Origin of the sequence: Agrococcus sp. SL85 (assembly GCF_026625845.1) — a bacterium.
Lineage (GTDB): Bacteria > Actinomycetota > Actinomycetes > Actinomycetales > Microbacteriaceae > Agrococcus.
Window position 1 is genome coordinate 2,239,664 of the sequence record NZ_CP113066.1, and the last position, 24,310, is coordinate 2,263,973.

Annotated in this window: 18 protein-coding genes, 1 tRNA gene and 3 pseudogenes; 20 read left to right on the forward strand and 2 right to left on the reverse strand. The window is 74.8% G+C overall.

Annotated elements, in window-relative coordinates; translation table 11 throughout:
* The first annotated feature begins 67 nt into the window (after positions 1–67).
* The 18 genes and pseudogenes from OVA14_RS11145 (at position 68) to pyk (ending at position 21,426) form a co-directional block, all read left to right on the forward strand.
* Positions 68–1,933, forward strand: a complete 1,866-nt coding sequence (locus OVA14_RS11145; protein ID WP_267503923.1) for a primosomal protein N' — start codon at positions 68–70, stop codon at positions 1,931–1,933.
* Positions 1,934–2,016: 83 nt separating this feature from the next.
* Positions 2,017–2,487, forward strand: a pseudogene (locus OVA14_RS13945) (methionyl-tRNA formyltransferase); the annotation flags it as partial.
* Between the two features lie 177 nt (positions 2,488–2,664).
* Positions 2,665–4,303, forward strand: a pseudogene (locus tag OVA14_RS11155) (RsmB/NOP family class I SAM-dependent RNA methyltransferase).
* A 62-nt stretch (positions 4,304–4,365) separates the two neighbouring features.
* Positions 4,366–5,070 (forward strand): annotated as a pseudogene (rpe, locus tag OVA14_RS11160) (ribulose-phosphate 3-epimerase); the annotation flags it as partial.
* Positions 5,067–5,330, forward strand: a complete 264-nt coding sequence (locus tag OVA14_RS11165) for a phosphoribosyl-ATP diphosphatase (protein ID WP_267503925.1) — start codon at positions 5,067–5,069, stop codon at positions 5,328–5,330. The pseudogene rpe and the gene OVA14_RS11165, both read left to right, overlap by 4 nt.
* Before the next feature lie 37 nt (positions 5,331–5,367).
* Complete coding sequence (gene hisG / locus OVA14_RS11170; RefSeq protein ID WP_267503926.1) at positions 5,368–6,207, forward strand: ATP phosphoribosyltransferase; 840 nt, start codon at positions 5,368–5,370, stop codon at positions 6,205–6,207.
* A gap of 8 nt (positions 6,208–6,215) precedes the next feature.
* A complete protein-coding gene (hisF, locus tag OVA14_RS11175; RefSeq protein ID WP_267503927.1) occupies positions 6,216–6,974 on the forward strand; it encodes an imidazole glycerol phosphate synthase subunit HisF in 759 nt (252 codons plus the stop codon).
* On the forward strand, positions 6,971–7,327 hold the full coding sequence (hisI, locus tag OVA14_RS11180) for a phosphoribosyl-AMP cyclohydrolase (protein WP_267503928.1): 357 nt from the start codon (positions 6,971–6,973) through the stop codon (positions 7,325–7,327). Before hisF ends, hisI begins: the two co-directional genes overlap by 4 nt.
* A complete protein-coding gene (locus tag OVA14_RS11185) occupies positions 7,324–8,853 on the forward strand; it encodes an anthranilate synthase component I (RefSeq protein ID WP_267503929.1) in 1,530 nt (509 codons plus the stop codon). Before hisI ends, OVA14_RS11185 begins: the two co-directional genes overlap by 4 nt.
* A 2-nt stretch (positions 8,854–8,855) precedes the next feature.
* The gene (locus OVA14_RS11190) at positions 8,856–9,404 is read left to right on the forward strand and encodes a Trp biosynthesis-associated membrane protein (RefSeq protein WP_267503930.1); all 549 of its coding nucleotides are present in this window, start codon (positions 8,856–8,858) and stop codon (positions 9,402–9,404) included.
* Positions 9,405–9,453: 49 nt separating this feature from the next.
* Positions 9,454–9,720 (forward strand): DUF6704 family protein, encoded by a 267-nt coding sequence (locus OVA14_RS11195; protein WP_267503931.1) that lies wholly within the window; start codon positions 9,454–9,456, stop codon positions 9,718–9,720.
* A gap of 3 nt (positions 9,721–9,723) precedes the next feature.
* The gene (gene trpC, locus OVA14_RS11200) at positions 9,724–10,512 is read left to right on the forward strand and encodes an indole-3-glycerol phosphate synthase TrpC (RefSeq protein ID WP_267503932.1); all 789 of its coding nucleotides are present in this window, start codon (positions 9,724–9,726) and stop codon (positions 10,510–10,512) included.
* Positions 10,509–11,726, forward strand: coding sequence for a tryptophan synthase subunit beta (trpB, locus tag OVA14_RS11205; RefSeq protein ID WP_267503933.1), 1,218 nt, complete (start codon positions 10,509–10,511; stop codon positions 11,724–11,726). Before trpC ends, trpB begins: the two co-directional genes overlap by 4 nt.
* Positions 11,723–12,559, forward strand: a complete 837-nt coding sequence (gene trpA / locus OVA14_RS11210) for a tryptophan synthase subunit alpha (RefSeq protein WP_267503934.1) — start codon at positions 11,723–11,725, stop codon at positions 12,557–12,559. The genes trpB and trpA overlap by 4 nt, the downstream gene beginning before the upstream one ends.
* Positions 12,556–13,728, forward strand: a complete 1,173-nt coding sequence (gene lgt, locus OVA14_RS11215; protein WP_267503935.1) for a prolipoprotein diacylglyceryl transferase — start codon at positions 12,556–12,558, stop codon at positions 13,726–13,728. Before trpA ends, lgt begins: the two co-directional genes overlap by 4 nt.
* Positions 13,729–13,799: 71 nt before the next feature.
* Positions 13,800–18,365, forward strand: coding sequence for a glutamate synthase large subunit (gltB, locus tag OVA14_RS11220; RefSeq protein WP_420710589.1), 4,566 nt, complete (start codon positions 13,800–13,802; stop codon positions 18,363–18,365).
* Positions 18,358–19,809: a glutamate synthase subunit beta gene (locus OVA14_RS11225; protein ID WP_267503936.1), complete on the forward strand. Its 1,452-nt coding sequence runs from the start codon at positions 18,358–18,360 to the stop codon at positions 19,807–19,809. The genes gltB and OVA14_RS11225 overlap by 8 nt, the downstream gene beginning before the upstream one ends.
* A gap of 123 nt (positions 19,810–19,932) precedes the next feature.
* Positions 19,933–21,426: a pyruvate kinase gene (gene pyk / locus OVA14_RS11230; RefSeq protein ID WP_267503937.1), complete on the forward strand. Its 1,494-nt coding sequence runs from the start codon at positions 19,933–19,935 to the stop codon at positions 21,424–21,426.
* A 68-nt stretch (positions 21,427–21,494) separates the two neighbouring features.
* Here the strand turns inward: pyk and OVA14_RS11235 are convergent.
* Positions 21,495–21,576: transfer RNA gene (locus OVA14_RS11235), tRNA-Leu, on the reverse strand.
* A gap of 47 nt (positions 21,577–21,623) precedes the next feature.
* On the opposite strand from OVA14_RS11235, the gene OVA14_RS11240 reads away from it, so the two are divergent.
* On the forward strand, positions 21,624–22,271 hold the full coding sequence (locus tag OVA14_RS11240) for an ANTAR domain-containing response regulator (protein ID WP_267503938.1): 648 nt from the start codon (positions 21,624–21,626) through the stop codon (positions 22,269–22,271).
* A 329-nt stretch (positions 22,272–22,600) separates the two neighbouring features.
* Entirely contained in the window at positions 22,601–23,479 is an 879-nt protein-coding gene (locus OVA14_RS11245; protein ID WP_267503939.1) for a DUF559 domain-containing protein, read from the forward strand.
* A gap of 346 nt (positions 23,480–23,825) precedes the next feature.
* On the opposite strand, the gene OVA14_RS11250 is transcribed toward OVA14_RS11245, so the two are convergent.
* Positions 23,826–24,257, reverse strand: a complete 432-nt coding sequence (locus OVA14_RS11250) for a PaaI family thioesterase (protein ID WP_420710590.1) — start codon at positions 24,255–24,257, stop codon at positions 23,826–23,828.
* Positions 24,258–24,310: the final 53 nt, after the last annotated feature.

Sequence of the window (24,310 nt, forward strand, 5' to 3'; positions counted from 1 at the left end):
GCCGAGGAGCGGGCGCCGGGCTACGCGCGCGTGCTCGTCGACTCGCGCCTGCCGCAGGCTCGACCGCGTGCTCGACTACCGGATCCCGCCCTCGATGGAGGGCGTGGCCCCGGGCGTGCGCGTGCGGGTGCCGCTGCGCGGCGACCGGGTGACCGCGGGGTACGTGGTCGAGGTCGCGGCCGAGCGCGACTGGGAGGGCGAGGTCGCCGACGTCGAGCGCGTGCTCTCGCCCGTGCCCGTGCTGCAGCCGGAGGTGTGGGCGCTCGCGCGCGCGGTCGCCGACCGCGCGGCGGGCGGTGCGGCCGACGTGCTGCGCGTGGCGGTGCCCGGGCGGCAGGCGCGCGTCGAGCAGCAGTGGGTCGCGCGCGAGGACGCCGCGCCCGCCCCGCTGCCAGACCCCGGACCGGAGCCGGTGCTGCCGGGGCTCGTCGAGGATCGCCGACGCGTCGCGCTCGAGTGCGCCGGCGGCGTCGCGCCCGTCGCCGCCGCCGAGGGGGAGGCGTGGGTCGGCCGCTGGGCGATCGCGCTCGCCGCGCTCGCCCGCCAGGCGCTCGAGCGCGGCGAGCAGGCGATCCTCGTCGTGCCCGACCACCGCGAGCAGCGCCAGCTGCGGCTCGCGCTCGAGGCCGCGGTCGGCGCCGCGCGCGTGGTCGAGCTCGACGCGCGGCAGTCGAACCCGGATCGCTACCGCGGGTTCCTGCGCTGCGTGGCGCAGGAGCCCGTCGCGATCATCGGGCCGCGCTCGGCCGTCTACGCACCGGCGGCGCGCCTCGGCCTCCTCGTGGTCTGGGAGGACGGCGACCCGCTGCTCTCGGAGCCGCTCTCGCCCTGGGTGCACGCGCGGGACGCCGCGCTCGTGCGCCAGGCCCAGTCCGGCTGCGCGCTCGTGCTCGCGGGGCACGCGCGCTCGACGGACGCCGAGCGGCTCGTCGAGCTCGGCTTCCTCGAGCACGAGCGGCTCGGGCAGCACCGCGTGCGGGTGATCCCCACCGCGATGACCGACGACGCGCGGCGCGTGCCCGCGCAGGCGTTCGCTGCGATCCGTGCCGCGATCGGCGAGCGGGCCGTGCTCGTGCAGGTCGCGAGGCCGGGCCACGCGCCGGGGCTGCGCTGCGGGGACTGCGGCGAGCGGGGGCGGTGCGCCACCTGCGGCGGTCCGCTCGGCCGCCGCTCGCGCGGCTCGGCGCCCGCGTGCCGCCTGTGCGGGCGCATCGCCGCGGGCTGGCGCTGCACGTCGTGCGGCGGCCAGCGGCTCGTCGACGTCGGCCGCGGCTCCGCCCGCATCGCCGACGAGCTGGGTCGCGCCCTGCCCGGCGTGCAGGTGGTCGTCGCCGACGGCGAGCACGAGCGGCTCGCGCTCGACGCCCGGCCGCGGCTCGTCGTCGCCACGCGCGGCGCCGAGCCGATCGTCGAGGGCGGCTACGGCGCCGTGCTGCTGCTCGATGGCGACGCGCTGCTCTCGCGCGCGGGCCTGCGCGTCGCCGAGGAGGCCGTGCGGCAGTGGACGACCGCCCGCGCGCTCGCCGCGGAGGGTGCGACCGTCGTGCTCGTCGGCGTCGTCGGCCCCGCGGCGACCGCGCTGACGGGCGACACGACCGTGCCCTTCGCGCGCGGCGAGCTCGCCGAGCGACGTGCGCTGCGGTTCCCGCCCGCCGTCCGCACCGCGACGGTGCTCGGCCAGCCCGACGCGGTCGCCGAGGCGCTCGAGGCGCTCGCCGAGGCGCCGCACGTCGACGTGCTGGGGCCGGTCGCTGCCGATGCGCGCGGCGAGCAGGAGCGCGCGATCGTGCGCTTCGGCTACGCCGAGGGCGCGCAGGTCGCCGGGGCCGCGCGGGGCCGCGTGCTCGCCGCCGCCACGCGGCCGAGGCGCCCCGGCGCCCCGCCGAGGCTCCGCATCCGCTTGGATGATCCCGAGCCCTTCGACCAGCTCTGACCGGCGCCGAACGGCCACGCCCGATCCGGCGCAGCGCGCCGCGACGACCCACCAGCCCGAACCGCCATCCCAACGAGGAGCGCATGCGCATCGTCTTCGCCGGCAGCCCCGCCGCCGCAGTGCCCAGCCTGGAGGCGCTCGCGCCGCACCACGAGATCGTCGCGGTCGTGACGCGCGCCGCGTCGCCGCAGGGGCGCCGCCGCACGCTCACGCCCACGCCCGTCGCCGAGGCGGCCGCGCGGCTCGGGCTCGACGTCGTGGAGGCCGACCGGCTCGACGCCGCGACGGGGGAGCGGATCGCTGCGCTGGAGCCCGAGCTGGGGGTCGTCGTCGCCTACGGCGGCCTCGTGCGCGAGCCGCTGCTCTCGGCGCCGCGGCACGGCTGGGTCAACCTGCACTTCTCGCTGCTGCCCGCCTACCGCGGCGCGGCGCCCGTGCAGCGTGCGCTCATGGACGGCCGCGCGAGCACGGGCCTGAGCATCTTCCGGCTCGTGCCGGAGCTCGACGCCGGCCCTGTGGTGCGCATGCAGGACGCACCGATCCCGGAGGGCGCGACCGCGGGCGAGCTGCTCGAGCAGCTCGCCGCCACGGGCGCCGCGGAGCTCGTCACCGCCGTCGCGGCCATCGCCGACGGGACGGCCTCGTTCCTCGAGCAGCTGGGCGAGCCGAGCTTCGCGCCCAAGCTCGGCCTCGCCGACGGCGCGCTCGACCTCGCCCAGCCGGCGCCCGCCGTGCTCGCCCGCTGGCGCGGCACGACGCCGGAGCCCGGCGCGCACGCGACGCTCGAGGGCGGGGAGCGCCTCAAGGTGCTGCGCCTGGCCCGCTCCGGCGCCGAGCCGCTCGCGCCCGGCGAGGCGCGGCTCGCGGGGCGCGCCGCGGTCGTCGGCACGGGCACCGCCGCCCTCGAGGCTCGTCGAGGTGCAGCCCGCGGGCAAGCGGCCCATGGCTGGCGCCGACTGGCTGCGCGGGCGCGGCGGCGCCGCGAGGCTCGTCGTCGGCGGCGCCGACGCCAGCGACGCGGCGGTCGGCGCGTGAGCGCCCGCGAGGTCGCGCGCGACGTCGTGCTCGCGGTCGCGCGCGACGACGCGTACGCCAACCTGCTGCTGCCGCAGCGCATCCGCGAGGCGCGGCTCTCGCCCGCCGACGCGGGGCTCGCCACGGAGCTCGCCTACGGCGCGCTGCGCTGGCAGGGCCAGCACGACGCGATGATCGCCGACGCGGCAGGCCGCCCGATCGACGAGATCGACGCCGAGACGCTCGCGACGCTCCGCATCGGCGCCCACCAGCTCACGCGCATGCGCATCCCCGCGCACGCCGCGGTGCACGAGACGGTCGCGCTCCTCGGCGGCCACAGGGGGCGCCGCGGCTTCGCGAACGCGGTGCTGCGCCGCCTCTCCGAGGATCCCGCGGCTCGCCTCGCGCGCCTCGCGGGGGCGCTCGGCGGCGACGATCGCCTCGCGCTCGAGACCGCGCACCCCGCCTGGGTGCTGCGCGCGCTGCGGCGGGCGCTCGACGCCGAGGGCGCCGCCGACGAGCTCGAGGCGCTGCTCGACGCCGACAACGCGCCGCCCGCCGTGCACCTCGTGGCGCTGCCGGGCAGGAGCGAGCCCGACGCGCTCGACGCCGAGCTCGGCCTCGAGCGCACCGCGAGCCCGCTCGGCCGCGTCGCGCCCGCCGGCGATCCGGCGCGGCTGTCCCAGGTCGCGGCCGGCGACTGGCGCGTGCAGGACGCCGGCAGCCAGCTGGCCGCGCTCGCGCTCAGCCGCGCCGAGCCCGTGCGCGCGGGGGAGCGCTGGCTCGACCTGTGCGCCGGGCCGGGCGGCAAGGCCGCGCTGCTCGCGGCGGAGGCGGCGCGCACGGGCGCATCGCTCGAGGCCAACGAGGTCTCCCCGCACCGGGCGCGCCTCGTGCGCCAGGCGGTGCGCGGCATCGAGCCCGCGCCGGAGGTCGTCGCGGGCGACGGACGGCGCTACGGCGACGACGGGCGCCGCTTCGACCGCATCCTCCTCGACGCGCCGTGCACGGGCCTGGGGGCCCTCCGCCGCCGCCCCGAGGCGCGCTGGCGCAAGCAGCCCGGCGACGTGCCGGCGCTCGCCGCGCTGCAGGGCGAGCCTGCTCGAGGCGGCCGCGCGCGCCGTCGTGCCCGGCGGGCTCGTCGCCTACGTCACCTGCTCGCCGCACCTCGCCGAGACGCGCGCGATCGTCGGACGCGCGCGCGGCCTCGGCCTCGAGCCCGTCGACACCCGCGCGGTGCTGCGGGAGGTCTCGCCCGGCATCGCGCTCGGCGAGACGGGCGACGCCGCGCAGCTGTGGCCGCACCGCAACGGCACCGACGCGATGTTCGTGCAGCTGCTGCGGGCGCGCGCGTGACGCCGCGGCGGCCGGTGGGGGACGCCCGCGTCGGTAGGCTGGGCGGCATGGCCAGGATCCACCCGAGCATCCTGTCGGCGGACTTCGTCAACCTCGAGCGCGACCTCGCGCGCATCTCGAGCGCGGACGGTGTGCACGTCGACGTCATGGACGCGCACTTCGTGCCGAACCTCACGTTCGGCCTGCCGATGGTGCAGCGGATCGCCGAGGTCACCGAGCTGCCGATCGACGTGCACCTCATGATCGACGACCCCGACACCTGGGCGCTGCAGTACGCGATCGGCGGGGTCGACTCCGTCACGTTCCACGCGGAGGCGACGCGCGACGCGGTGTCGCTCGCCCGCGAGCTGCGCGCCCGCGGCACGCGCGCCGCGATCGCGCTGAAGCCCGGCACCGCGGTCGACCTCGTCGCGGACCACCTCGCCGAGTTCGACATGGTGCTCATCATGACCGTCGAGCCCGGCTTCGGCGGCCAGTCGTTCATGCCGTCGACGATGCCGAAGCTCGAGGCGCTGCGCGCCCGCGCGCTCGACCTCGGCCTCGACGTGCGCCTCCAGGTCGACGGCGGCATCACCGCCGACACCCTGCCGATCGCCGCCGCAGCGGGCGCCGACGTCTTCGTCGCCGGCTCCGCCGTCTACGGCCACGCCGAGCCCGACGCGCGCATCGCGCTGCTGCGCGCGGCGGCCGACGGCGGCGACGGCGCGGCGCCGATCGCCGCGAGCGTCCGCGGGGGCGACGCCGGGGCCGGTAGCCTGGAGCCGTGAAGACCTTCGACGAGCTGCACGCCGAGCTCGAGCGCACGATCGCCGAGCGTCGCGAGGGATCGCGCACCGTCGAGCTCGTGGACGCGGGCGTCCACGCGATCGGCAAGAAGATCGTCGAGGAGGCCGCCGAGGTCTGGATGGCCGCCGAGCACGAGACCGACGAGGACACCGCGCTCGAGATCTCGCAGCTGCTCTACCACCTCCAGGTGCTCATGCACGCGAAGGGCATCACCCCGCAGGACGTCTACCGACATCTCTGACGCCGCCATCCATCGACGTCAGACCTGAAGGGACCCCATGCTGAAGATCGCCGTGCCCAACAAGGGCTCGCTCTCCGAGACCGCCGCCACCATGCTCGAGGAGGCCGGCTACCGCGGCCGCCGCGACTCCAAGGAGCTCATCGTCCGCGACGCCCGGAACGAGGTGGAGTTCTTCTACCTGCGCCCGCGCGACATCGCCACCTACGTCGGCTCCGGTGCGCTCGACGTGGGCATCACCGGCCGCGACCTGCTGCTCGACTCCGGCTCGGAGGCCGTCGAGGTGCAGGGCCTGGGCTTCGCGCGCTCGACCTTCCGCTTCGCGGGCCCCGCGGGCCGCTTCGCGGGCGAGGCGGACCTGCAGGGGATGCGCGTCGCGTCCTCGTACGACGGGCTCGTCGCGCAGCACCTCGCCGATCGCGGCATCGACGCGCGGCTCGTGCGCCTCGACGGCGCCGTCGAGTCCGCGGTGCGCCTCGGCGTCGCCGACGCGATCGCGGACGTCGTCGAGACGGGCGCGACGCTGCGGGCGCAGGGCCTCGAGGTCTTCGGCGACCCGATCCTCGCGAGCGAGGCCGTGCTGATCTCGAACGGCGGCGAGCACGCCGCGCTCGACACGCTGCGCCGGCGCCTGCAGGGCGTCATCGTCGCGCGCGACTACGTCCTCGTCGACTACGACATCGCGCGAGACCGCCTCGACGCGGCCGTCGCGGTCGCCGCCGGCTTCGAGAGCGCGACCGTTAGCCCGCTGCACGACCCCGAGTGGGCGGCGGTGCGCGTGATGGTGCGGCGCGACGAGACGAACCAGATCATGGACGCGCTCGCCGACGTGGGCGCGCGCGCCATCATCGTCACGCGCATCCACGCCGCACGGATCTGAGGCCCGTCGTGCTCGCCACCCGCGTCATCCCGTGCCTCGACGTGGCGCACGGCCGCGTCGTCAAGGGCGTCCGCTTCCAGGGCCTCGCCGATCAGGGCGACCCCGTCGAGCTCGCGGCGCGGTACGCCGCGCAGGGCGCCGACGAGCTCACCTTCCTCGACGTGAAGGCGACGGTCGAGGACGCCGGCACGATGCTCGACGTCGTCGAGCGCTGCGCCGAGCAGGTGTTCATCCCGCTCACCGTCGGCGGCGGCGTCCGCAGCCGCGACGACGTCGCGCGACTCCTCGCGCACGGCGCCGACAAGGTCGGCGTCAACTCGGCCGCGATCCAGGATCCGGGCCTCATCGACCGCATCGTGGCCGACTTCGGCTCGCAGGTGCTCGTGCTCTCGCTCGACGTGCGCCGCGCGGCCGACCAGCCCTCGGGCTTCGAGGTCACGACGCACGGCGGCTCGCGCGGCGCTGGCCTCGACGCGGTCGCGTGGACCCGCGAGGCGGTCGCGCGCGGCGTCGGCGAGCTGCTCGTCAACTCGATCGACGCCGACGGCACGAAGGACGGCTTCGACCTGGAGCTGCTGCGCGCGGTGCGCGCGGTCGCGACGACCCCCGTCATCGCGTCCGGCGGCGCAGGCGGCCCCGCCGACTTCGCGCCCGCGGTCGAGGCGGGCGCGGATGCCGTGCTCGCCGCGAGCATCTTCCACTCCGGCCAGTGCACGATCGGCGAGGTCAAGGACGCGATGCGCGGCGCAGGGGTGACGGCGCGATGACGGGCGAGGACGCGATGCAGGCGATGCCGCAGCTGAAGAAGGACGCCGACGGCCTCGTCGCCGCGGTGATCCAGGACGACGCGACGGGCGACGTGCTCATGGTCGGCTACATGGACGACGAGGCGCTGCGCCGCACGGCGACCGAGGGCCGCGTGACGTTCTGGTCGCGCAGCCGGCAGGAGTACTGGCGCAAGGGCGACACCTCCGGCAACGTGCAGGTGCCCCGCTCGATCGCGATCGACTGCGACGGCGACGCGCTGCTCGTGCGCGTCGAGCAGACGGGCCCGGCCTGCCACACGGGGGAGCGCACGTGCTTCTTCACCCCCGTCCCGAGCTCCGGGGCCGAGGCGTGAGCGCCGGCACGACCGATCGGGCAGCCTTCGACGCGCTGCTCGAGGGGCACCGGGTGGTGCCCGTCGTGCGCGAGGTCTTCAGCGACGTCGAGACGCCCGTGGGCGTCTACAGGCGCCTCGCGGGCGGCCGCCCGGGCACCTTCCTGCTGGAGTCGGCGACGCAGGGCGTGTGGAGCCGGTGGTCGTTCGTCGGCGTCCAGGCCTTCGGCACGCTCATCGCCGACGGCGACGAGGTCGTGTGGCGCGGCGACGTCGCGGGCGCCCGCATCCTCGGCCCCGACCTGCCGGGCTCCGGCCTCGCGGCCCTCGAGCACCTGCTGCGCCGCTGGGCGACGCCGCGCATCGCGGGACTCCCGCGCCTCACGGGCGGCCTCGTCGGCCACATCGGCTGGGAGGCGATCCGCGAGCTCGAGCGCCTGCCCGCGGCGCCGCCGCGCGAGGTCGACGTGCCCACGACGGCCCTCTCGCTCGTCGCGACGCTCGTGGCGCTCGACCACCGCACGGGCGGCGCGCACCTGGTCGCGAACGTGCTGAACGACGGCACCGACGACGCCGACGCGCTGTGGGCGGACGCCCAGGCGCGGCTCGACGCGCTCGAGGCCGAGCTCGCGGGCGAGGCGCCCGGCGCCCTCGCGAGCCTCGACCGCGAGGCCGCCGCCGAGGCGGTCGCGCGCGTCGACGCCGACGACTTCCGCGGCATGGTGACGCGCTCGAAGGAGCACATCCGCGACGGCGACGTCTTCCAGGTCGTGCTCTCGTCGCGCTTCGACCTCGAGACCGAGGCCTCCGCGCTCGACGTCTACCGGGTGCTCCGGATGCTCAACCCCTCGCCCTACCTCTACCTCCTCGCGCTCGAGGACGCCCAGGGGCGGCCCTACGAGGTCGTCGGCTCGAGCCCCGAGGCGCTCGTCACGGTGCACGAGGGCACGGCGACGATGCACCCCATCGCCGGCAGCCGGCCGCGCGGCGAGGACGCCGCCGCCGATCGCGCGCTCGCCGAGGAGCTCCTCGCCGACCCGAAGGAGCGCAGCGAGCACGTCATGCTCGTCGACCTCGCCCGCAACGACCTGCTCAAGGTGTGCGAGCCCGGCACGGTCGCCGTCACCGAGCTCATGGCGATCGAGCGCTTCAGCCACATCATGCACATCGTCTCGACGGTCGAGGGCCGGATGCGCGAGGGCATGACCGCGGTCGACGCCTTCCGCGCCACGTTCCCCGCCGGCACGCTCTCGGGCGCGCCGAAGCCGCGCGCGCTCGAGCTCATCGACGCCCTCGAGCCCGCGCAGCGCGGCGTCTACGGGGGCGTCGCGGGCTGGCTCGACCTCGCCGGCGACGCCGACCTCGCGATCGCGATCCGCACGGTCACGATGCGCGACGGCGTCGCGCACGTGCAGTCGGGCGCGGGCCTCGTCGCCGACAGCGACCCGGAGGCCGAGCTGCAGGAGGTGCGCAGCAAGGCCGCGGCGCCGCTGCGCGCGGTGGCCATCGCCTCGTCCATGCGCGCCCGTGGCGGGGCAGGGGCCTGAGCGTGCGGCGCGCGCGGCTCGTCGCCGTCCTCGGGCTGCTCACGGCGGGCGGCCTGGGCCTCCTCGCCGCCACGCAGCCGTGGGCGCAGGCCGCGCTCGTCGACGGCCGCGAGCTCGCCGCGAGCGGCCAGGACGTCGTGGCCTCGCTGCCCATCCTCGCCTTCGTGCTCGTCGCGCTCGCCCTCGTGCTGCCCATCGCGGGCCGCGCGTGGCGGTACGTGCTCGGCGCGCTCGCGATCCTCGCCGGCGGCCTGCTCGTCGCCGAGGCCTGGGGCGGCACGGCGGAGGCCGCCGAGGCGCTCGTCGCGCTCATCGCCGAGGCCACGGGCCTCGCCGGCGCCGCGCAGCAGGCGGAGGTCGCCGCGCGCACGCTCACCGGCTGGCCCGGCGCCGCGATCGCCGGCGGCGCCCTCGGCGCGCTCGTGGGCGCCTGGGTGCTCGCGACCGGCGCCCGCTGGCCCGCGCGCGCCGCACGCGCCGCACGCTACGAGCGCACCGGATCCGGCCTCGCGTGGGACGTCATGGACGACGGCGAGGACCCGACTCGGTAGAGTGGAGGCAGGGCGGCGACGCCCCATCCACCGACTTCGAGGAGCATCGTTGAGCGCACGCACCGGCATCACCGAGCAGCACGCGGCCGACCTGGCCGTCGCCGAGTACGACCCCGCGTTCGTCGACCCGGGCCACGGCCACTCGCGGGCGGCCTGGATCAGCATCGTCGTCATGCTCGTCGCGATCGCCGTCGGCACGCTGTTCTTCTTCCTCGAGCAGCCGATCGTCGTGTGGATCAGCGCCGCCGTCACGCTCGTGGGCGCGATCCTCTGGCCCGTCCTCACGAAGGTCGGCCTCGGGGAGCAGGGGCACTAGGCCGTGCTCGACGCGCTCACGCAGGGCGCGCTCGAGGACGCCGCGCGGCGCAGGGAGGACCTCCCCGCCGAGCGGCTGGAGGCGCTCGCCCTCGCGACGCCGTCGCCTCGGGACGCCGCCCGCATCCTCGGCACGCCGAAGCCCGGCTCCGACGGCCCGCACATCATCGCGGAGGTGAAGCGCGCGAGCCCCTCGAAGGGCGCGCTCGCCGACATCCCCGAGCCCGCGCTCCTGGCCGCCGAGTACGCGGCGGGCGGCGCGAGCGCGATCAGCGTGCTCACGGAGGGCCGCCGCTTCCTCGGCTCGCTCGACGACCTGCGCGCCGTGCGCGCGGCCGTCGACGTGCCCGTGCTGCGCAAGGACTTCATCGCCGACGAGTACCAGCTGCTCGAGGCGCGCGCCGCGGGCGCCGACCTCGCGCTGCTCATCGTCGCCGCGCTGCCGGCGCAGCGGCTCGTCGCGCTGCACCGCTTCGCGACCGAGCTCGGCCTCTCGGTGCTCGTCGAGGTGCACGACGAGGCCGAGATCGACGTCGCGCTCGAGGCCGGGGCCCGGATCCTCGGCGTCAACACGCGCGACCTCAGGACGTTCACCATGCACCCCGAGCGCTTCGCCGACCTGCGTGCCCGCATCCCCGCGGGCGTCGTGGCGGTCGCGGAGTCCGGGGTGCGCACCGCAGACGACGTCGCGCGCTACCGCCGCGACGGCGCCGACGCCGTGCTCGTGGGGGAGGCGCTCGTCAGGGACGGCGACCCCCGGTCGCGCGTCGCAGAGTTCGGGAGGGCAGCATGACCGCGCACGAGAGCCTGCGAGCGCAGGCGGGTCCCTGGTTCGGCGCCTTCGGCGGCACCTTCATGCCGGAGCCGCTCATGGCGGCGATCGACGAGCTCGCCGCCTGCTACGAGGCGTGCAGGGTCGATCCCGAGTTCCAGGCGGAGTTCCAGCGGCTGAGCCGCGACTACACGGGCAGGCCGTCGCTCCTCACCGAGGCGACGCGGCTGTCCGAGCGCGCCGGCGCGAGGATCCTGCTGAAGCGCGAGGACCTCAACCACACCGGCAGCCACAAGATCAACAACGTGCTCGGGCAGGCGCTCGTCGCCCGGCGGCTGGGCAAGACGCGCCTCATCGCCGAGACCGGCGCCGGGCAGCACGGCGTCGCGACCGCGACGGCCGCCGCGCTGTTCGGCATGGAGTGCGTCGTCTACATGGGCGAGGTCGACACGCAGCGGCAGGCGCTCAACGTCGCCCGCATGCGGCTCCTGGGCGCCACGGTCGTCCCCGTGACGAGCGGCTCGCGCACGCTGAAGGACGCGATCAACGAGGGCCTGCGCGACTGGGTCGCGAACGTCGACTCGACGCACTACCTCATGGGCACCGTCGCGGGCCCGCACCCCTTCCCGGCGATGGTGCGCGACTTCCACCGCGCCATCGGCGAGGAGGCGCGCGAGCAGGTCGTCGCCATGACGGGCGGCCTGCCGGACGCGGTGCTCGCCTGCGTCGGCGGCGGCTCGAACGCCATGGGCATCTTCCACGCCTTCCTCGACGACGCCGACGTCCGCCTCATCGGCCTCGAGGCCGCGGGCGACGGCGCGACGACCGAGCGCCACGCGCTCTCGATCGGCCGCGGCGCGCCGGGCCTCCTGCACGGCATGCGCACCTACCTGCTGCAGGACGACGACGGGCAGACGCTCGAGTCGCACTCGATCTCGGCGGGCCTGGACTACCCGGGCGTCGGCCCCGAGCACGCCTGGCTCGCCGACCTCGGCCGCGCCGAGTACCTGCCGGTGAGCGACACGGAGGCGATGGACGCGTTCCTCGCCCTCACGCGCACCGAGGGCATCATCCCCGCGATCGAGTCGGCGCACGCCATCGCGGGCGCGCTGCGCCTCGCGGAGGAGCTGCCGGGCTCGACGCTCGTCGTGAACCTCTCGGGCCGCGGCGACAAGGACGTGGCGACCGCGGGCCGCTGGTTCGGCCTGCTCGACGAGGACGCGGAGCAGGCATGAGCAGGACCGAGGACGCGATCCGGGCGACGGGCGGCAGGGCGCTGATCGGCTACCTGCCGGTCGGCTTCCCCGACCTCGCGACGAGCGTCGACGCGGCCGTCGCGATGGCCGAGGCCGGCTGCACGGCCATCGAGCTCGGCGTGCCCTACTCCGACCCCGGCATGGACGGGCCGGTGATCCAGGCGGCGACCCAGGCGACGCTCGAGCGCGGCTTCCGCCTCGAGGAGCTCTTCGAGGGCGTCGCCGCGATCACGGCGCGCACCGACGCGCCCGTGCTCGTCATGACCTACTGGAACCCCGTGCTCCGCCACGGGGTGGAGCGCTTCGCCCAGCAGCTCGCCGTCGCGGGCGGCGCCGGGCTCATCACGCCCGACCTCACGCCCGAGAACGCGGGGGAGTGGCTCGAGGCCGCCGACCGCCACGACCTCGACCGCGTCTTCCTCGCCGCGCCCTCCTCGCCCGACGCGCGCATCGACGCGGCCGTCCGCGCCTCCCGCGGCTTCGTGTACACGGTGTCGACCATGGGCACGACGGGCGCGCGCAGCGACGTCGACCGCGCCGCGCAGGGCCTCAGCGACCGGATCGCGGCGCGCGCGGCCGCGCAGGGCACGAGCGCGCTGCGGTGCGTGGGCCTCGGCATCTCGACGGGCGCGCAGGTGCATGACGTGCTCGCCTACGCGGACGGCGCGATCGTCGGCTCCGCGCTCGTGCGGGCCCTCGGCGACGGCGGCGTGCCCGCCGTGCGCGAGCTCGCCGGATCGCTGGCCGCGGGTACGATCGAGCACGTCCCGGCCGCCGCCGCGGCAGCAGACCAGAAGGGCGCGAACGCGTGACCACCCTCTTCCAGAGCATCCCCAGCCCGGCGCCCGAGTGGCAGCAGGTCCCCGTGGGGCAGTGGCTCGACGCGCTGGGCGTCCTCTCGCTCGCGCAGGGCTCCTGGCTCGGCACCGCGGTGCTCGCGATCATCGCGGCGGTCGTCGTCCTCGTGCTCACGCTCGGCGTCGCCCTCGTCCGAGGCCAGGCCTCGCGCGGCGTGGCCCGCGACGCGATGCTCTGGTCGCTCGTGATCGGCGTGCTGCTCGCGGTGCTCGCCCGGTTCGCGACGCCTGCGTGGGGCATCCAGTCGTACGCGATCTGCATCCTCGCCGGCATCGTCGTCGCCTCGGTGCTCACGGGCTGGCGCCTCCGCCAGCGCGGCGTCGACGCGGGCTACGTCGTCGACGTCGCCATCTGGGCGGTGCTCCTCGGCATCGTGTTCGCGCGCGCCTTCCACGTGATCTCGCACCCCGACGACTACTTCTCGGCCGGCGCCGACCCGTGGGCGGTCTTCCGCGTCTGGGAGGGCGGCATCGCCATCTTCGGCTCGCTCATCGGCGGCGCGCTCGGCATCTGGATCGCCTGCCGCCAGCTGGGCCTGCGCTTCACGACCTTCGTCGACGCGCTCGCGCCCGGCCTGCTGCTCGCGCAGGCCGCCGGCCGCCTCGGCAACTGGTTCAACCACGAGCTCTTCGGCCAGCCCACCGACCTGCCGTGGGGCCTCGAGATCGAGGCCACGAACCCCGCCTACCCCGTGGGGCTGCCCGAGGGCGTGCTCTTCCACCCGACCTTCGCCTACGAGATCCTCTGGAACGTGCTCGGCGCGGTCGTGCTGCTGTGGATCGACCGCCGACGCGACGTGCAGTGGGGCCGCCTCGTCGCGCTCTACCTCATCTGGTACGGCGCTGGCCGGTCGGTGTTCGAGACCATCCGCCTCGACCCGTCCGAGCTCTTCCTCGGCATCCGCACGAACGTCTGGATGGCTTTCGCGGCGATCGCGATCGGCGTCGTCGTCTGGATCGTCCAGACGCGCCGCCACCGGGGCCTCGAGCCCTCGCCGTGGGTGCCGGGCCGCGAGCCCGGCGCGACGGATGCCGTAGACTCTGAGGTCTACACCGAGCTCCCGGAGTCCCGCACCAAGGACGAGGCCGAGCCCGCCGCCCATCCCGCGGCCGTGAACAGGTAGTTCTCCGCGCCCGCACGGGCGCTCCGCGGGCCGACGGCGTCCCGCTCCACCAGCGAGAGCAGAGGAGCACGATGCGCGCATCGACCAGCCTCCCGCGAGAGGGGCACGCGCCCTTCCGCGGCATGACGGCCCCCGCGGCCTCCGGCATGTACGACCCCGGCCATGACAGGGACTCCTGCGGTCTCGCCATGGTGGCGACGACCCGCGGCAGCGCGGGGCACGACATCGTCGCGCTCGCGCTCGACGCGCTGCGCAACCTCGAGCACCGCGGCGCGGTGGGCTCGGACGCCGGCACCGGCGACGGCGCGGGCATCCTCACGCAGATGCCCGACGCGTTCCTGCGAGCCGTCGTGCCCTTCGCGCTGCCCGAGGCCGGGGCCTTCGCCGCCGGCCTCGCCTTCCTGCCGACGGACGCGGCCGAGCGCGACGCCGTCCGCGACCGGATCGGCGAGATCGCGGGGCAGGAGCGCCTGCGCGTCCTCGGCTGGCGCGAGGTGCCCACCGACCCCTCGGCGCTCGGCAAGCTCGCCCGCGAGGCGATGCCGGCGATCGAGCAGGTCTTCGTCGCCGCGGCCGGCGCCACGCCCGTCGCGGGCATCGAGCTCGACCGCCTCACGTGGCGGCTGCGCAAGCGCATCGAGCGCGAGGTGGGCGAGTACCTGCCCTCGCTCTCGAGCCGCACGATCACCTACAAGGGCATGGTGACGACGCTCCAGCTGGAGCCGTTCTACCCCGACCTCTCCGACGAGCGCTTCGAGACGAAGCTCGCGATCGTGCACTCGCGCTACTCGACGAACACCTTCCCCTCGTGGCCGCTCGCGCAGCCGCTGCGCATGATCGCGCACAACGGCGAGATCAACACGGTCGAGGGCAACCGCAACTGGATGCGCGCGCGCGAGTCGCAGCTCGCGAGCGAGCTGCTGGGCGACCTGCGCCCGCTGAAGCCCATCGTCACGCCCGGCATGAGCGACTCCGCCTCGTTCGACGAGGTGCTCGAGCTGCTCACGCTCGCGGGCCGCTCGCTGCCGCACGCGATCATGATGATGGTCCCGCAGGCGTGGGAGAACCAGCCGGACATGCCGCAGGAGCTGCGCGACTTCGCCGAGTACCACTCGCTGCTCATGGAGCCGTGGGACGGCCCGGCCGCCATCGCGTTCACCGACGGCTCGCTCGTCGGCGCGACGCTCGACCGCAACGGCCTGCGCCCGGGGCGCTGGCTCGAGACCTCCGACGGGCTCGTCGTCATGGCCTCCGAGACCGGCGTGCTCCCCATCGAGCCGAGCCGCGTCGTCCGCCGCGGCCGCCTGCAGCCGGGCCGCCTGTTCCTCGTCGACACCGAGGCCGGACGGATCGTCCCCAACGACGAGATCAAGATGGAGCTCGCCACGCAGGAGCCGTGGGGCGAGTGGCTCGAGGGCAGCCGCATCCACCTGGCCGACCTGCCCGACCGCGAGCACGTCGCGCACACCCCTGCCTCCGTCACGCGCCGCCAGCGGACCTTCGGCTACACCGAGGAGGAGGTGCGCATCCTCATCGGCCCGATGGCGAGGACCGGCGCCGAGCCGCTCGGCGCCATGGGCTCCGACACCCCGATCGCGGTGCTCTCGAAGCGCCCGCGGCTCATCTTCGACTACTTCGCGCAGGCCTTCGCGCAGGTGACGAACCCGCCGCTCGACTCGCTGCGCGAGTCGATCGTGACGAGCATGACCATCGGCCTCGGCCCGGTGCGGAACCTCCTCACGGCCACGCCGACGCACGCGAGCCAGATCATCCTCGACTTCCCCGTCATCGACAACGACGAGCTCGCGAAGATCCGCGCGATCGACCGCACGCCCGGCTCGCGCCGCACGGTGGTCGTGAAGGGCCTGTACCGCGTCGAGGAGGGCCACGAGGGCATGGCCCGGCGGCTCGAGGAGATGTGCCGCGAGGTCGACGACGCCATCGCCGAGGGCGCCCAGTTCATCATCCTCTCGGACCGCGACTCCACCGATCAGCTCGCGCCCATCCCGACGCTGCTCATGACGAGCGCCGTGCACCACCACCTGATCGCCGCGTCGACGCGCATGCGTGCGGGCATCGTCGTGGAGGCGGGCGACGTGCGCGAGGTGCACCACGTCGCGCTGCTCATCGGCTACGGCGCGAGCGCCGTCAACCCGTACCTCGCGATGGAGACGGCCGAGCAGCTCGCCCTCACCGGCCAGCTGGGCGCCGACGTCGACACCGCGGTGCGCAACCTCATCAAGGCCCTCGGCAAGGGCGTGACGAAGATCATGTCGAAGATGGGCATCTCGACCGTCGGCTCGTACGGCGGCGCGCAGGCCTTCGAGGCCGTCGGCCTCTCGCAGGAGCTCGTCGACCGCTACTTCGTCGGCACGCACTCGCCGCTCGGCGGCGTGGGCCTCGACGTCATCGCCGAGGAGGCGCGCCTGCGCCACCGCGCCGCGTACCTCGAGGAGCGCGCGCCGCACGCGCACGAGCGCCTCGCGACCGGCGGGGAGTACCAGTGGCGCCGCGACGGCGCCCCGCACCTGTTCAACCCCGAGACGGTGTTCAAGCTCCAGCACGCCACCCGCACGGGTCGCTACGAGGTCTTCCGCGAGTACACCGCGATGGTGGACCGGCAGGCGGAGGAGCTGCAGACCCTGCGCGGCCTGCTGGGCTTCCGGGCCGGCGCGCCCATCCCGATCGACGAGGTCGAGCCGGTCTCCGAGATCGTCAAGCGCTTCTCGACCGGCGCGATGAGCTACGGCTCCATCTCGCAGGAGGCGCACGAGACGCTCGCGATCGCGATGAACCGCCTCGGCGCGAAGTCGAACACGGGCGAGGGCGGCGAGGACGTCGACCGCCTGCTCGACCCGGAGCGCCGGTCGTCGATCAAGCAGGTGGCCTCCGGCCGCTTCGGCGTCACGTCGATGTACCTCACGCACGCCGACGACATCCAGATCAAGATGGCGCAGGGCGCGAAGCCCGGCGAGGGCGGCCAGCTGCCCCCGGGCAAGGTCTACCCGTGGGTCGCGAGCACGCGCCACGCGACGCCGGGCGTCGGCCTCATCTCGCCGCCGCCGCATCACGACATCTACTCGATCGAGGACCTCAAGCAGCTCATCTTCGACCTCAAGCGCTCGAACCCGAAGGCACGCATCCACGTCAAGCTCGTCTCCCAGTCGGGCATCGGCGCGGTCGCGGCGGGCGTCGCCAAGGCGAAGGCCGACGTCGTGCTCGTCTCGGGCCACGACGGCGGCACGGGCGCGAGCCCGCTCAACTCGCTGAAGCACGCCGGCACCCCGTGGGAGATCGGCCTCGCCGAGGCGCAGCACACGCTCATGGTCAACGGCCTCCGCGAGCGCGTCTCCGTGCAGGTCGACGGCCAGCTGAAGACGGGCCGCGACGTCGTCATCGGCGCGCTCCTGGGTGCCGAGGAGTTCGGCTTCGCCACCGCGCCGCTCGTCGTCTCCGGCTGCATCATGATGCGCGTCTGCCACCTCGACACCTGCCCTGTGGGCGTCGCGACGCAGAACCCGGTGCTGCGCGAGCGCTTCACCGGCAGGCCCGAGTTCGTCGTGCACTTCTTCGAGTTCATCGCCCAGGAGGTGCGCGAGATCCTCGCGTCGCTGGGCCTGCGCACGCTCGACGAGGCGATCGGCCGCGGCGACCTGCTCGAGGCCGACCGCGCGATCCAGCACTGGAAGGCCGACGGCCTCGACCTCGCCCCCGTGCTCGCGCAGCCGGAGGGCGCCCACGGCGCCCCGCGCCGCACGACCGTGCAGGACCACGAGCTCGAGGACCAGCTCGACACGCGCCTCCTCCCGCAGCTCGCCGAAGCGCTGGCGGCGGGGGAGCGGCTCGTGCTCGACCTGCCCATCGCCAACACCGACCGCGCCGTCGGCACGATGCTCGGCAACGCCGTGACGCTCCACGCGGGCGCCGAGGGCCTCGAGCCCGGCACCGTCGACCTGACGCTGCGCGGCTCGGCCGGCCAGTCGCTCGGCGCGTTCGCGCCCCGCGGCATCGCGCTGCGCCTCCACGGCGACGCCAACGACTACGTCGGCAAGGGCCTCTCCGGCGGCCTCGTGACGGTGCGGCCCGGTGCCGACGCCGCGCTCGTGGCCGAGGAGAACGTCATCGCGGGCAACGTGATCGGCTACGGCGCGACGAGCGGCGAGCTCTACCTGCGCGGCGTCGTGGGCGAGCGGTTCCTCGTGCGCAACAGCGGCGCCACCGCGGTCTGCGAGGGCGCGGGCGACCACGCCCTCGAGTACATGACCGGCGGCGTCGCGGTGATCCTCGGCACGACGGGGCGCAACCTGGGGGCGGGCATGTCGGGCGGCGTCGCCTACGTCCTCGACCTCGACGAGCGGCTCCTCAACCAGGACGCGTTCCACCAAGGCGAGCTCCGCATCGAGCGCCTCGCCGAGGAGGACGAGATCGAGCTGCGCGCGATCCTCGAGCGGCACCTCGAGCTCACGGGCTCCGCGGTCGCGGAGCGCCTGCTCGACGAGGGGCTCGCGCGCGTCTCGAAGCTCGTCCCGCGCGACTGGGCGATGGTGCGCACCATCCGCCTCGACGCGCAGCAGCAGGGGATCGACCCCGACTCGGACAACATCTGGCGGCAGATCCTGGAGGTGACCGGTGGCTGACCCTCGTGGCTTCCTGAAGGTGACGGAGCGCGAGCTCCCGAAGAAGCGCCCCGTGCCCGTGCGCATCCTCGACTGGCGCGAGATCGGCGAGCCGGGCGACAAGGCGGTGCTGAAGCGCCAGGCCGGCCGCTGCATGGACTGCGGCGTGCCCTTCTGCCACCAGGGCTGCCCGCTCGGCAACCTCATCCCGGAGTTCAACGACCTCACGTGGCGCGGCGAGGGCCGCGCGGCCAGCGACCGCCTGCACGCGACGAACAACTTCCCGGAGCTCACGGGTCGCCTGTGCCCCGCGCCGTGCGAGTCGTCGTGCGTGCTCGGCATCAACCAGCCCGCCGTGACGATCAAGACGATCGAGCAGACGATCGCCGACGACGCCTTCGCCAACGGCTGGACCGAGCCGCACCCGCCCGCGCGCCTCACCGGCAAGACCGTCGCCGTGGTCGGCTCCGGCCCCGCGGGCCTCGCGGCCGCCCAGCAGCTCACGCGCGCCGGCCACACCGTCGCCGTCTACGAGCGCGACGACCGCATCGGCGGGCTGCTGCGCTACGGCATCCCCGACTTCAAGCTCGAGAAGCGCACGATCGACGCGCGCCTCGCGCAGATGACGGCGGAGGGCACGCGCTTCCGCGCGGGCGTCGAGATCGGTCGCGACCTCAGCTGGGCGCAGCTGCGGGAGCGCTTCGACGCGATCGTCATCGCCACGGGCGCCCCCGTCGCGCGCGAGCTCGAGATCCCGGGCCGCTCGCTCGACGGCGTGCACCTGGCGATGGAGTACCTCGTGCAGCAGAACCGCGCCGTCGCGGGGACCGTGCCCGCGAACCAGATCTCGGCCGAGGGCAAGCACGTCGTCGTCCTGGGCGGCGGCGACACCGGCGCCGACTGCATCGGCACCGCGCACCGCCAGGGCGCCCTCTCGGTCACGAACCTCGCGATCGGCGTGCAGCCGCCCTCGGATCGGCCGGAGCACCAGCCCTGGCCCGTGCACCCCGCGGTGTTCGAGGTGCAGTCGAGCCACGAGGAGGGCGGCGAGCGGAAGTACCTCGTCTCGACCGTCGAGTTCCTCGCGAACGAGGTGGGCGAGGTGCGTGCGCTCAAGGTCGCCGACACCGAGCTCGTCGACGGCGCGCGCCGCCCGAAGGCCGGCACCGAGCGCGAGATCCCGGCCGACCTCGTGCTGCTCGCGCTCGGCTTCACGGGCGCCGACGCCACGATCGGCGACGCGCTCAGCGTGCCGTACGCGCGCGGCCTCCCCGAGCGCAGGCCCGACTTCGCGACCGACCAGCCGGGCGTCTTCGTCGCGGGCGACGCGGGCCGCGGCGCGAGCCTCATCGTGTGGGCGATCGCCGAGGGCAGGGCCGCGGCCGCGGCCGTCGACGCCTACCTCGAGGGCGCGTCCGACCTCCCCGCGCCCGTGCGCGCCACAGACCGGCCGTTCGCGGCCTAGGCGCGTCGGGCCGGGCAGCGCGCCCGGGCCGACGCGCCGACCCGCAGGGCACCTCCGCTCTGCGAGGATGGAGACCGTTCGCGCCGAGACACCCAGGCGGCGCGATGACGGAAGGCAGAAGCGATGAGAAGAGCCAAGATCGTCGCGACGTTCGGGCCGGCCCTCGCCGGCTACGACCAGACCAAGGCCGCGATCGCGGCCGGCATCAACGTCGCGCGCATGAACCTCAGCCACGGCGACCACGGCGTGCACGAGGAGGTGTACCGCAACATCCGCCGCGCGAGCGACGAGCTCGGCATCCCGGTCGGCATCCTCGTCGACCTGCAGGGGCCGAAGATCCGCCTCGGCAAGATCCCCGGCGGCCCCTTCGAGCTCGTCGAGGGCGCCCGGTTCACCATCACGACCGACGACGTCGAGGGCGACGGCGAGCGGGCCAGCACGACCTTCAAGGGCCTCCCGGCCGACGTGCGCCCGGGCGACCCGCTGCTCGTCGACGACGGGCGCATCGCGCTCCGCGCGGTCGAGGTCACCGAGACCGAGGTCGTGACCGAGGTCGTCGTCGGCGGCCCCGTGTCGTCGAACAAGGGCATCAACCTGCCCGGCGTCGCGGTGAACGTGCCCGCGATGAGCGAGAAGGACGAGGACGACCTGCGCTGGGCCCTCGACCTCGGCGCCGACATCATCGCGCTCTCGTTCGTGCGCGACGCGAAGGACATCGAGCGCGTGCACGAGATCATGGACGAGGAGGGGCGCAGGCTCCCCGTCGTCGCGAAGATCGAGAAGCCGCAGGCCGTCGAGCACCTCGCCGAGATCATCGACGCGTTCGACGCGATCATGGTCGCGCGCGGCGACCTCGGCGTCGAGCTGCCGCTCGAGCAGGTGCCGCTCGTGCAGAAGACCGCGATCGAGCTGGCGCGCCGCTGGGCGAAGCCGGTCATCGTCGCCACGCAGGTGCTCGAGTCGATGATCGACAACCCGCGCCCGACGCGCGCCGAGGCGAGCGACTGCGCGAACGCGATCCTCGACGGCGCCGACGCCGTCATGCTCTCGGGCGAGACGAGCGTGGGCAAGCACCCGATCACGACGATCGAGACCATGGCGCGCATCGTCGTCGCCGCCGAGGAGCAGGGCCTCGAGCGCATCCCGCCGCTCGGCACGAAGCCGCGCACGCAGGGCGGCGCCATGACGCTCGCGGCGCTCGACGTCGCGCAGTTCGTCGAGGCGAAGGCGATCATCGTCTTCACCGAGTCGGGCGACTCGGCGCGCCGCATGTCGCGCCTGCGCTCGTCGATCCCCACGTTCGGCTTCACGCCGGACCCGGAGATCGAGTCGCGCATGCAGCTCATCTGGGGCATGCAGACGCACCTCGTCGACCGCGTCACCGACACCGACGCGCTCTTCGGCCAGGTCGACGACATCCTCATCGGCAAGGGCATCGTCGAGGTCGGCGAGAAGGTCGTCGTGATCTCCGGCTCGCCTCCCGGGATCTCCGGCTCGACGAACGACCTGCGCATCCACGTCGTCGGCGACGTGCACCGCGAGGCCGCGCCCGCCTACCACGGCAAGCGGCGCATCGAGGTCGCGCACCGGTCGACGCCGGCGCCCGACGAGCGCTAGGCGTGCGCCGGACGCGTCACGAGGCCACGAGAGGGCGGCACCTGCGGGTGCCGCCCTCTCGCCGTCCGTGCCGGTGGTGGGACTCGAACCCACACTCCTCGCGGAAGCGCAGTTTGAGTGCGCCGCGTCTGCCGATTCCGCCACACCGGCTCGCGGCCGGGCGCTCGGCCCGCGCCGCGAAGACTAGGCTAGACCCCATGACCGACGACCTCTTCGCCGAGCCGCAGCTCGACGTGCCGCCTGCCGAGCCCACCACGACCGCACGCCGCGTGGTCGTGGCCGAGGACGAGTCGCTCATCCGCCTCGACATCGTCGAGACGCTGCAGGCCGCGGGCTACGAGGTCGTCGGCGAGGCCGGCGACGGCGAGCGCGCGGTCGAGCTCGCGACCGAGCTGCAGCCCGACCTCGTCGTCATGGACGTCAAGATGCCGAAGATGGACGGCATCTCGGCCGCCGAGCGCATCGGCAACGCGAAGCTCGCACCCGTCGTGCTGCTCACGGCGTTCAGCCAGAAGGAGCTCGTGGAGCGCGCGGGCGAGGCGGGGGCGCTCGCCTACGTCGTGAAGCCGTTCACCCAGAACGACCTGCTGCCGGCGATCGAGATCGCGCTGGCCCGCTGGGACCAGATCCGCGCGCTCGAGGCCGAGGTCGCCGACCTCGCCGACCGCTTCGAGACCCGCAAGCTCGTCGACCGCGCGAAGGGCCTCCTCAACCAGCGCATGGGCCTGTCGGAGCCCGAGGCCTTCCGCTGGATCCAGAAGGCGTCGATGGACCGCCGCCTCACGATGGCCGAGGTCGCCGCCGCCGTCATCGAGCAGCTCGGCGAGAAGAAGCCCAAGAAGTAGGCGCGGCGCCCCGCGGCGCCCGCCTGCCCGCTCCGCCTCGCCACGTCGCGCCGTCTCGCGCTCCGCGACTGCCCGAGGTCTTCCGGCGTCCACTCCGTGAGTGGCGCCATCTCGCTCCCCACTGGCGCCATCTCGCTCAGCAGTGGCGACTCATGGCGCCGAGTGGCGACGTTTCGTCGACTGTGGCGGCGTATCGCAACGCGTCGTCGCCACTCGTCGCCAGATGTCGCCACTCGTGGTCAGATGCCGCCACTCGCCGCCGGAGCCGCATCCACAGGGCGGTCCGATGGCGGCGCGGCTCCGGCGCGCGACGCAGCAGGATGCACGGCATGCAGGCATCCAGAGCGTTCTCCGTCCGCGACGCGATCGCTTCGGGCGTCACTCGCGGTGAGCTGCGTGGCGGTGCGTGGTGCGCACCCGCGCACGGCATCCGCGTCACCGGCTCGCTGGGCGACACCGCCGCCGACTTCGCGGAGGCCGTGCGCGCCGCGGCGGGACCGGACCAGTTCTTCTCCCACCTCACGGCGGCACGCATCCATGGCATGCCGCTGCCGGCGCGCCTCGCCGACGACCGGCGCATCCACGTCGCGTCGCCCACCGGTCGATCGCGCATGGTGCGGCCCGGCGTGGTCGGGCACCGGCTGAAGTCGGAGGTGATCGAGGTCGACGGGCTCCGGGTCGAGGCGCTGCCGGACGCGTTCGTGCACCTCGCGACGATCCTCACGGTGGACGAGCTGGTCGCGGTGGGGGACTGGCTGGTCTGCCGCGATCGTCGGCAGGCGCTCTCGGTCGAGGACCTGCGCGACGCGATCCGCCGATACGACGGTGCTCGGGGCCTGGTCCGCGCTCGTCGAGCGGTCGCGCTCGTCCGCGTGGGCGCGGAGTCGCCGCAGGAGACCGCGACACGCCTGCTGCTGGTGCGCGGCGGCCTCCCGGAGCCGGTGCTGCAGCACGAGGCGTTCGACGAGCGGGGCACGTTCGTGGGTCGCCTCGACCTCGCGTGGCCGGCGCTGCGCCTCGCGGTCGAGTACGACGGCGAGGGCCACTTCACCTCGCACGAGCAGGGCGAGCGCGACATCGCGCGGCTCCGCGAGCTCGAACGCCTCGGATGGACCGTCATCCGGATCACGCGCCGCGACCTGCGCGACGGCGGCGCACGGGTCCTGGCGCACATCGCACGCGTGCACGCCCGGCTCTCGGCACGCTGACGGCAGCGCTCGCTGGCCGCTCGCTGCCCGCCCGTGTCGCAGCCATGCACGCCCGGCTCGCGGCAGGTCGACGGTGGCGCGCCGCCCGCCTGCCGCCCGCAGCGCGCATCGAGGCACTGCCACTCTGATCGGCGACATCTGGCGGTGAGTGGCGGCGAACCGTCGTGATTCGGCGCCACTGTCGACACGCTGCCGCCACTCGTGGCCATACCGCGCCACTCAGAGGGAGCGGGCGGGGCAGGGCGCGCGAACAGAGATGTGCCGCGCGGCCGCGCTGGCGGCTCGCCGCACCGCGCGACCACGCCAGCGAGGCGCGACCGCGGCGCGCCGCGCCGCCGCGCCAGCGTCAGCGCTTGCGCTTGATGAAGTTCGTGATGCGCACGGTCGAGGCGCGGTTGCCCTCGTCGTCGGTGCAGACGATCTCGTGCACCGTCATCGAGCCGCCGAGGTGCAGCGCGCGGCACTCCGCGGTCACCCAGCCGGAGGTGATCGAGCGCGTGTGCGTGGCGTTGAGGTCGACGCCCACGGCGACGGCGTCGGAGCCGGCGTGGATGTTCGCCGAGACCGAGCCGAGCGTCTCGGCGATCACGCAGTACGCGCCGCCGTGCACGAAGCCGACCGGCTGGCGGTTGCCCTCCACGGGCATGCGCGCGATCGAGTGCTCGGCCGAGAGCTTCAGGAACTCGATGCCCATGCGCTCGGCGAGCTCGCCCCCGGGTCGTCCGCCGCGCCGCTCCAGCAGCGCGCTCGTGGCCTCGTCGACGTCGTGCTCGCTCACGCGCGCTCCTCGCTGGTGGTGCGGATGGGGGTGTGGGATCGCACGGCTAGGCT

Coding starts and splice junctions, on each gene's coding strand:
- trpA (WP_267503934.1), top strand. CDS start 11,723: ATGAGCAGGACCGAGGACGCGATCCGGGCGACGGGCGGCAGGGCGCTG.
- trpB (WP_267503933.1), top strand. CDS start 10,509: ATGACCGCGCACGAGAGCCTGCGAGCGCAGGCGGGTCCCTGGTTCGGC.
- OVA14_RS11245 (WP_267503939.1), top strand. CDS start 22,601: ATGCAGGCATCCAGAGCGTTCTCCGTCCGCGACGCGATCGCTTCGGGC.
- OVA14_RS11240 (WP_267503938.1), top strand. CDS start 21,624: ATGACCGACGACCTCTTCGCCGAGCCGCAGCTCGACGTGCCGCCTGCC.
- hisI (WP_267503928.1), top strand. CDS start 6,971: ATGACGGGCGAGGACGCGATGCAGGCGATGCCGCAGCTGAAGAAGGAC.
- pyk (WP_267503937.1), top strand. CDS start 19,933: ATGAGAAGAGCCAAGATCGTCGCGACGTTCGGGCCGGCCCTCGCCGGC.
- gltB (WP_420710589.1), top strand. CDS start 13,800: ATGCGCGCATCGACCAGCCTCCCGCGAGAGGGGCACGCGCCCTTCCGC.
- hisG (WP_267503926.1), top strand. CDS start 5,368: ATGCTGAAGATCGCCGTGCCCAACAAGGGCTCGCTCTCCGAGACCGCC.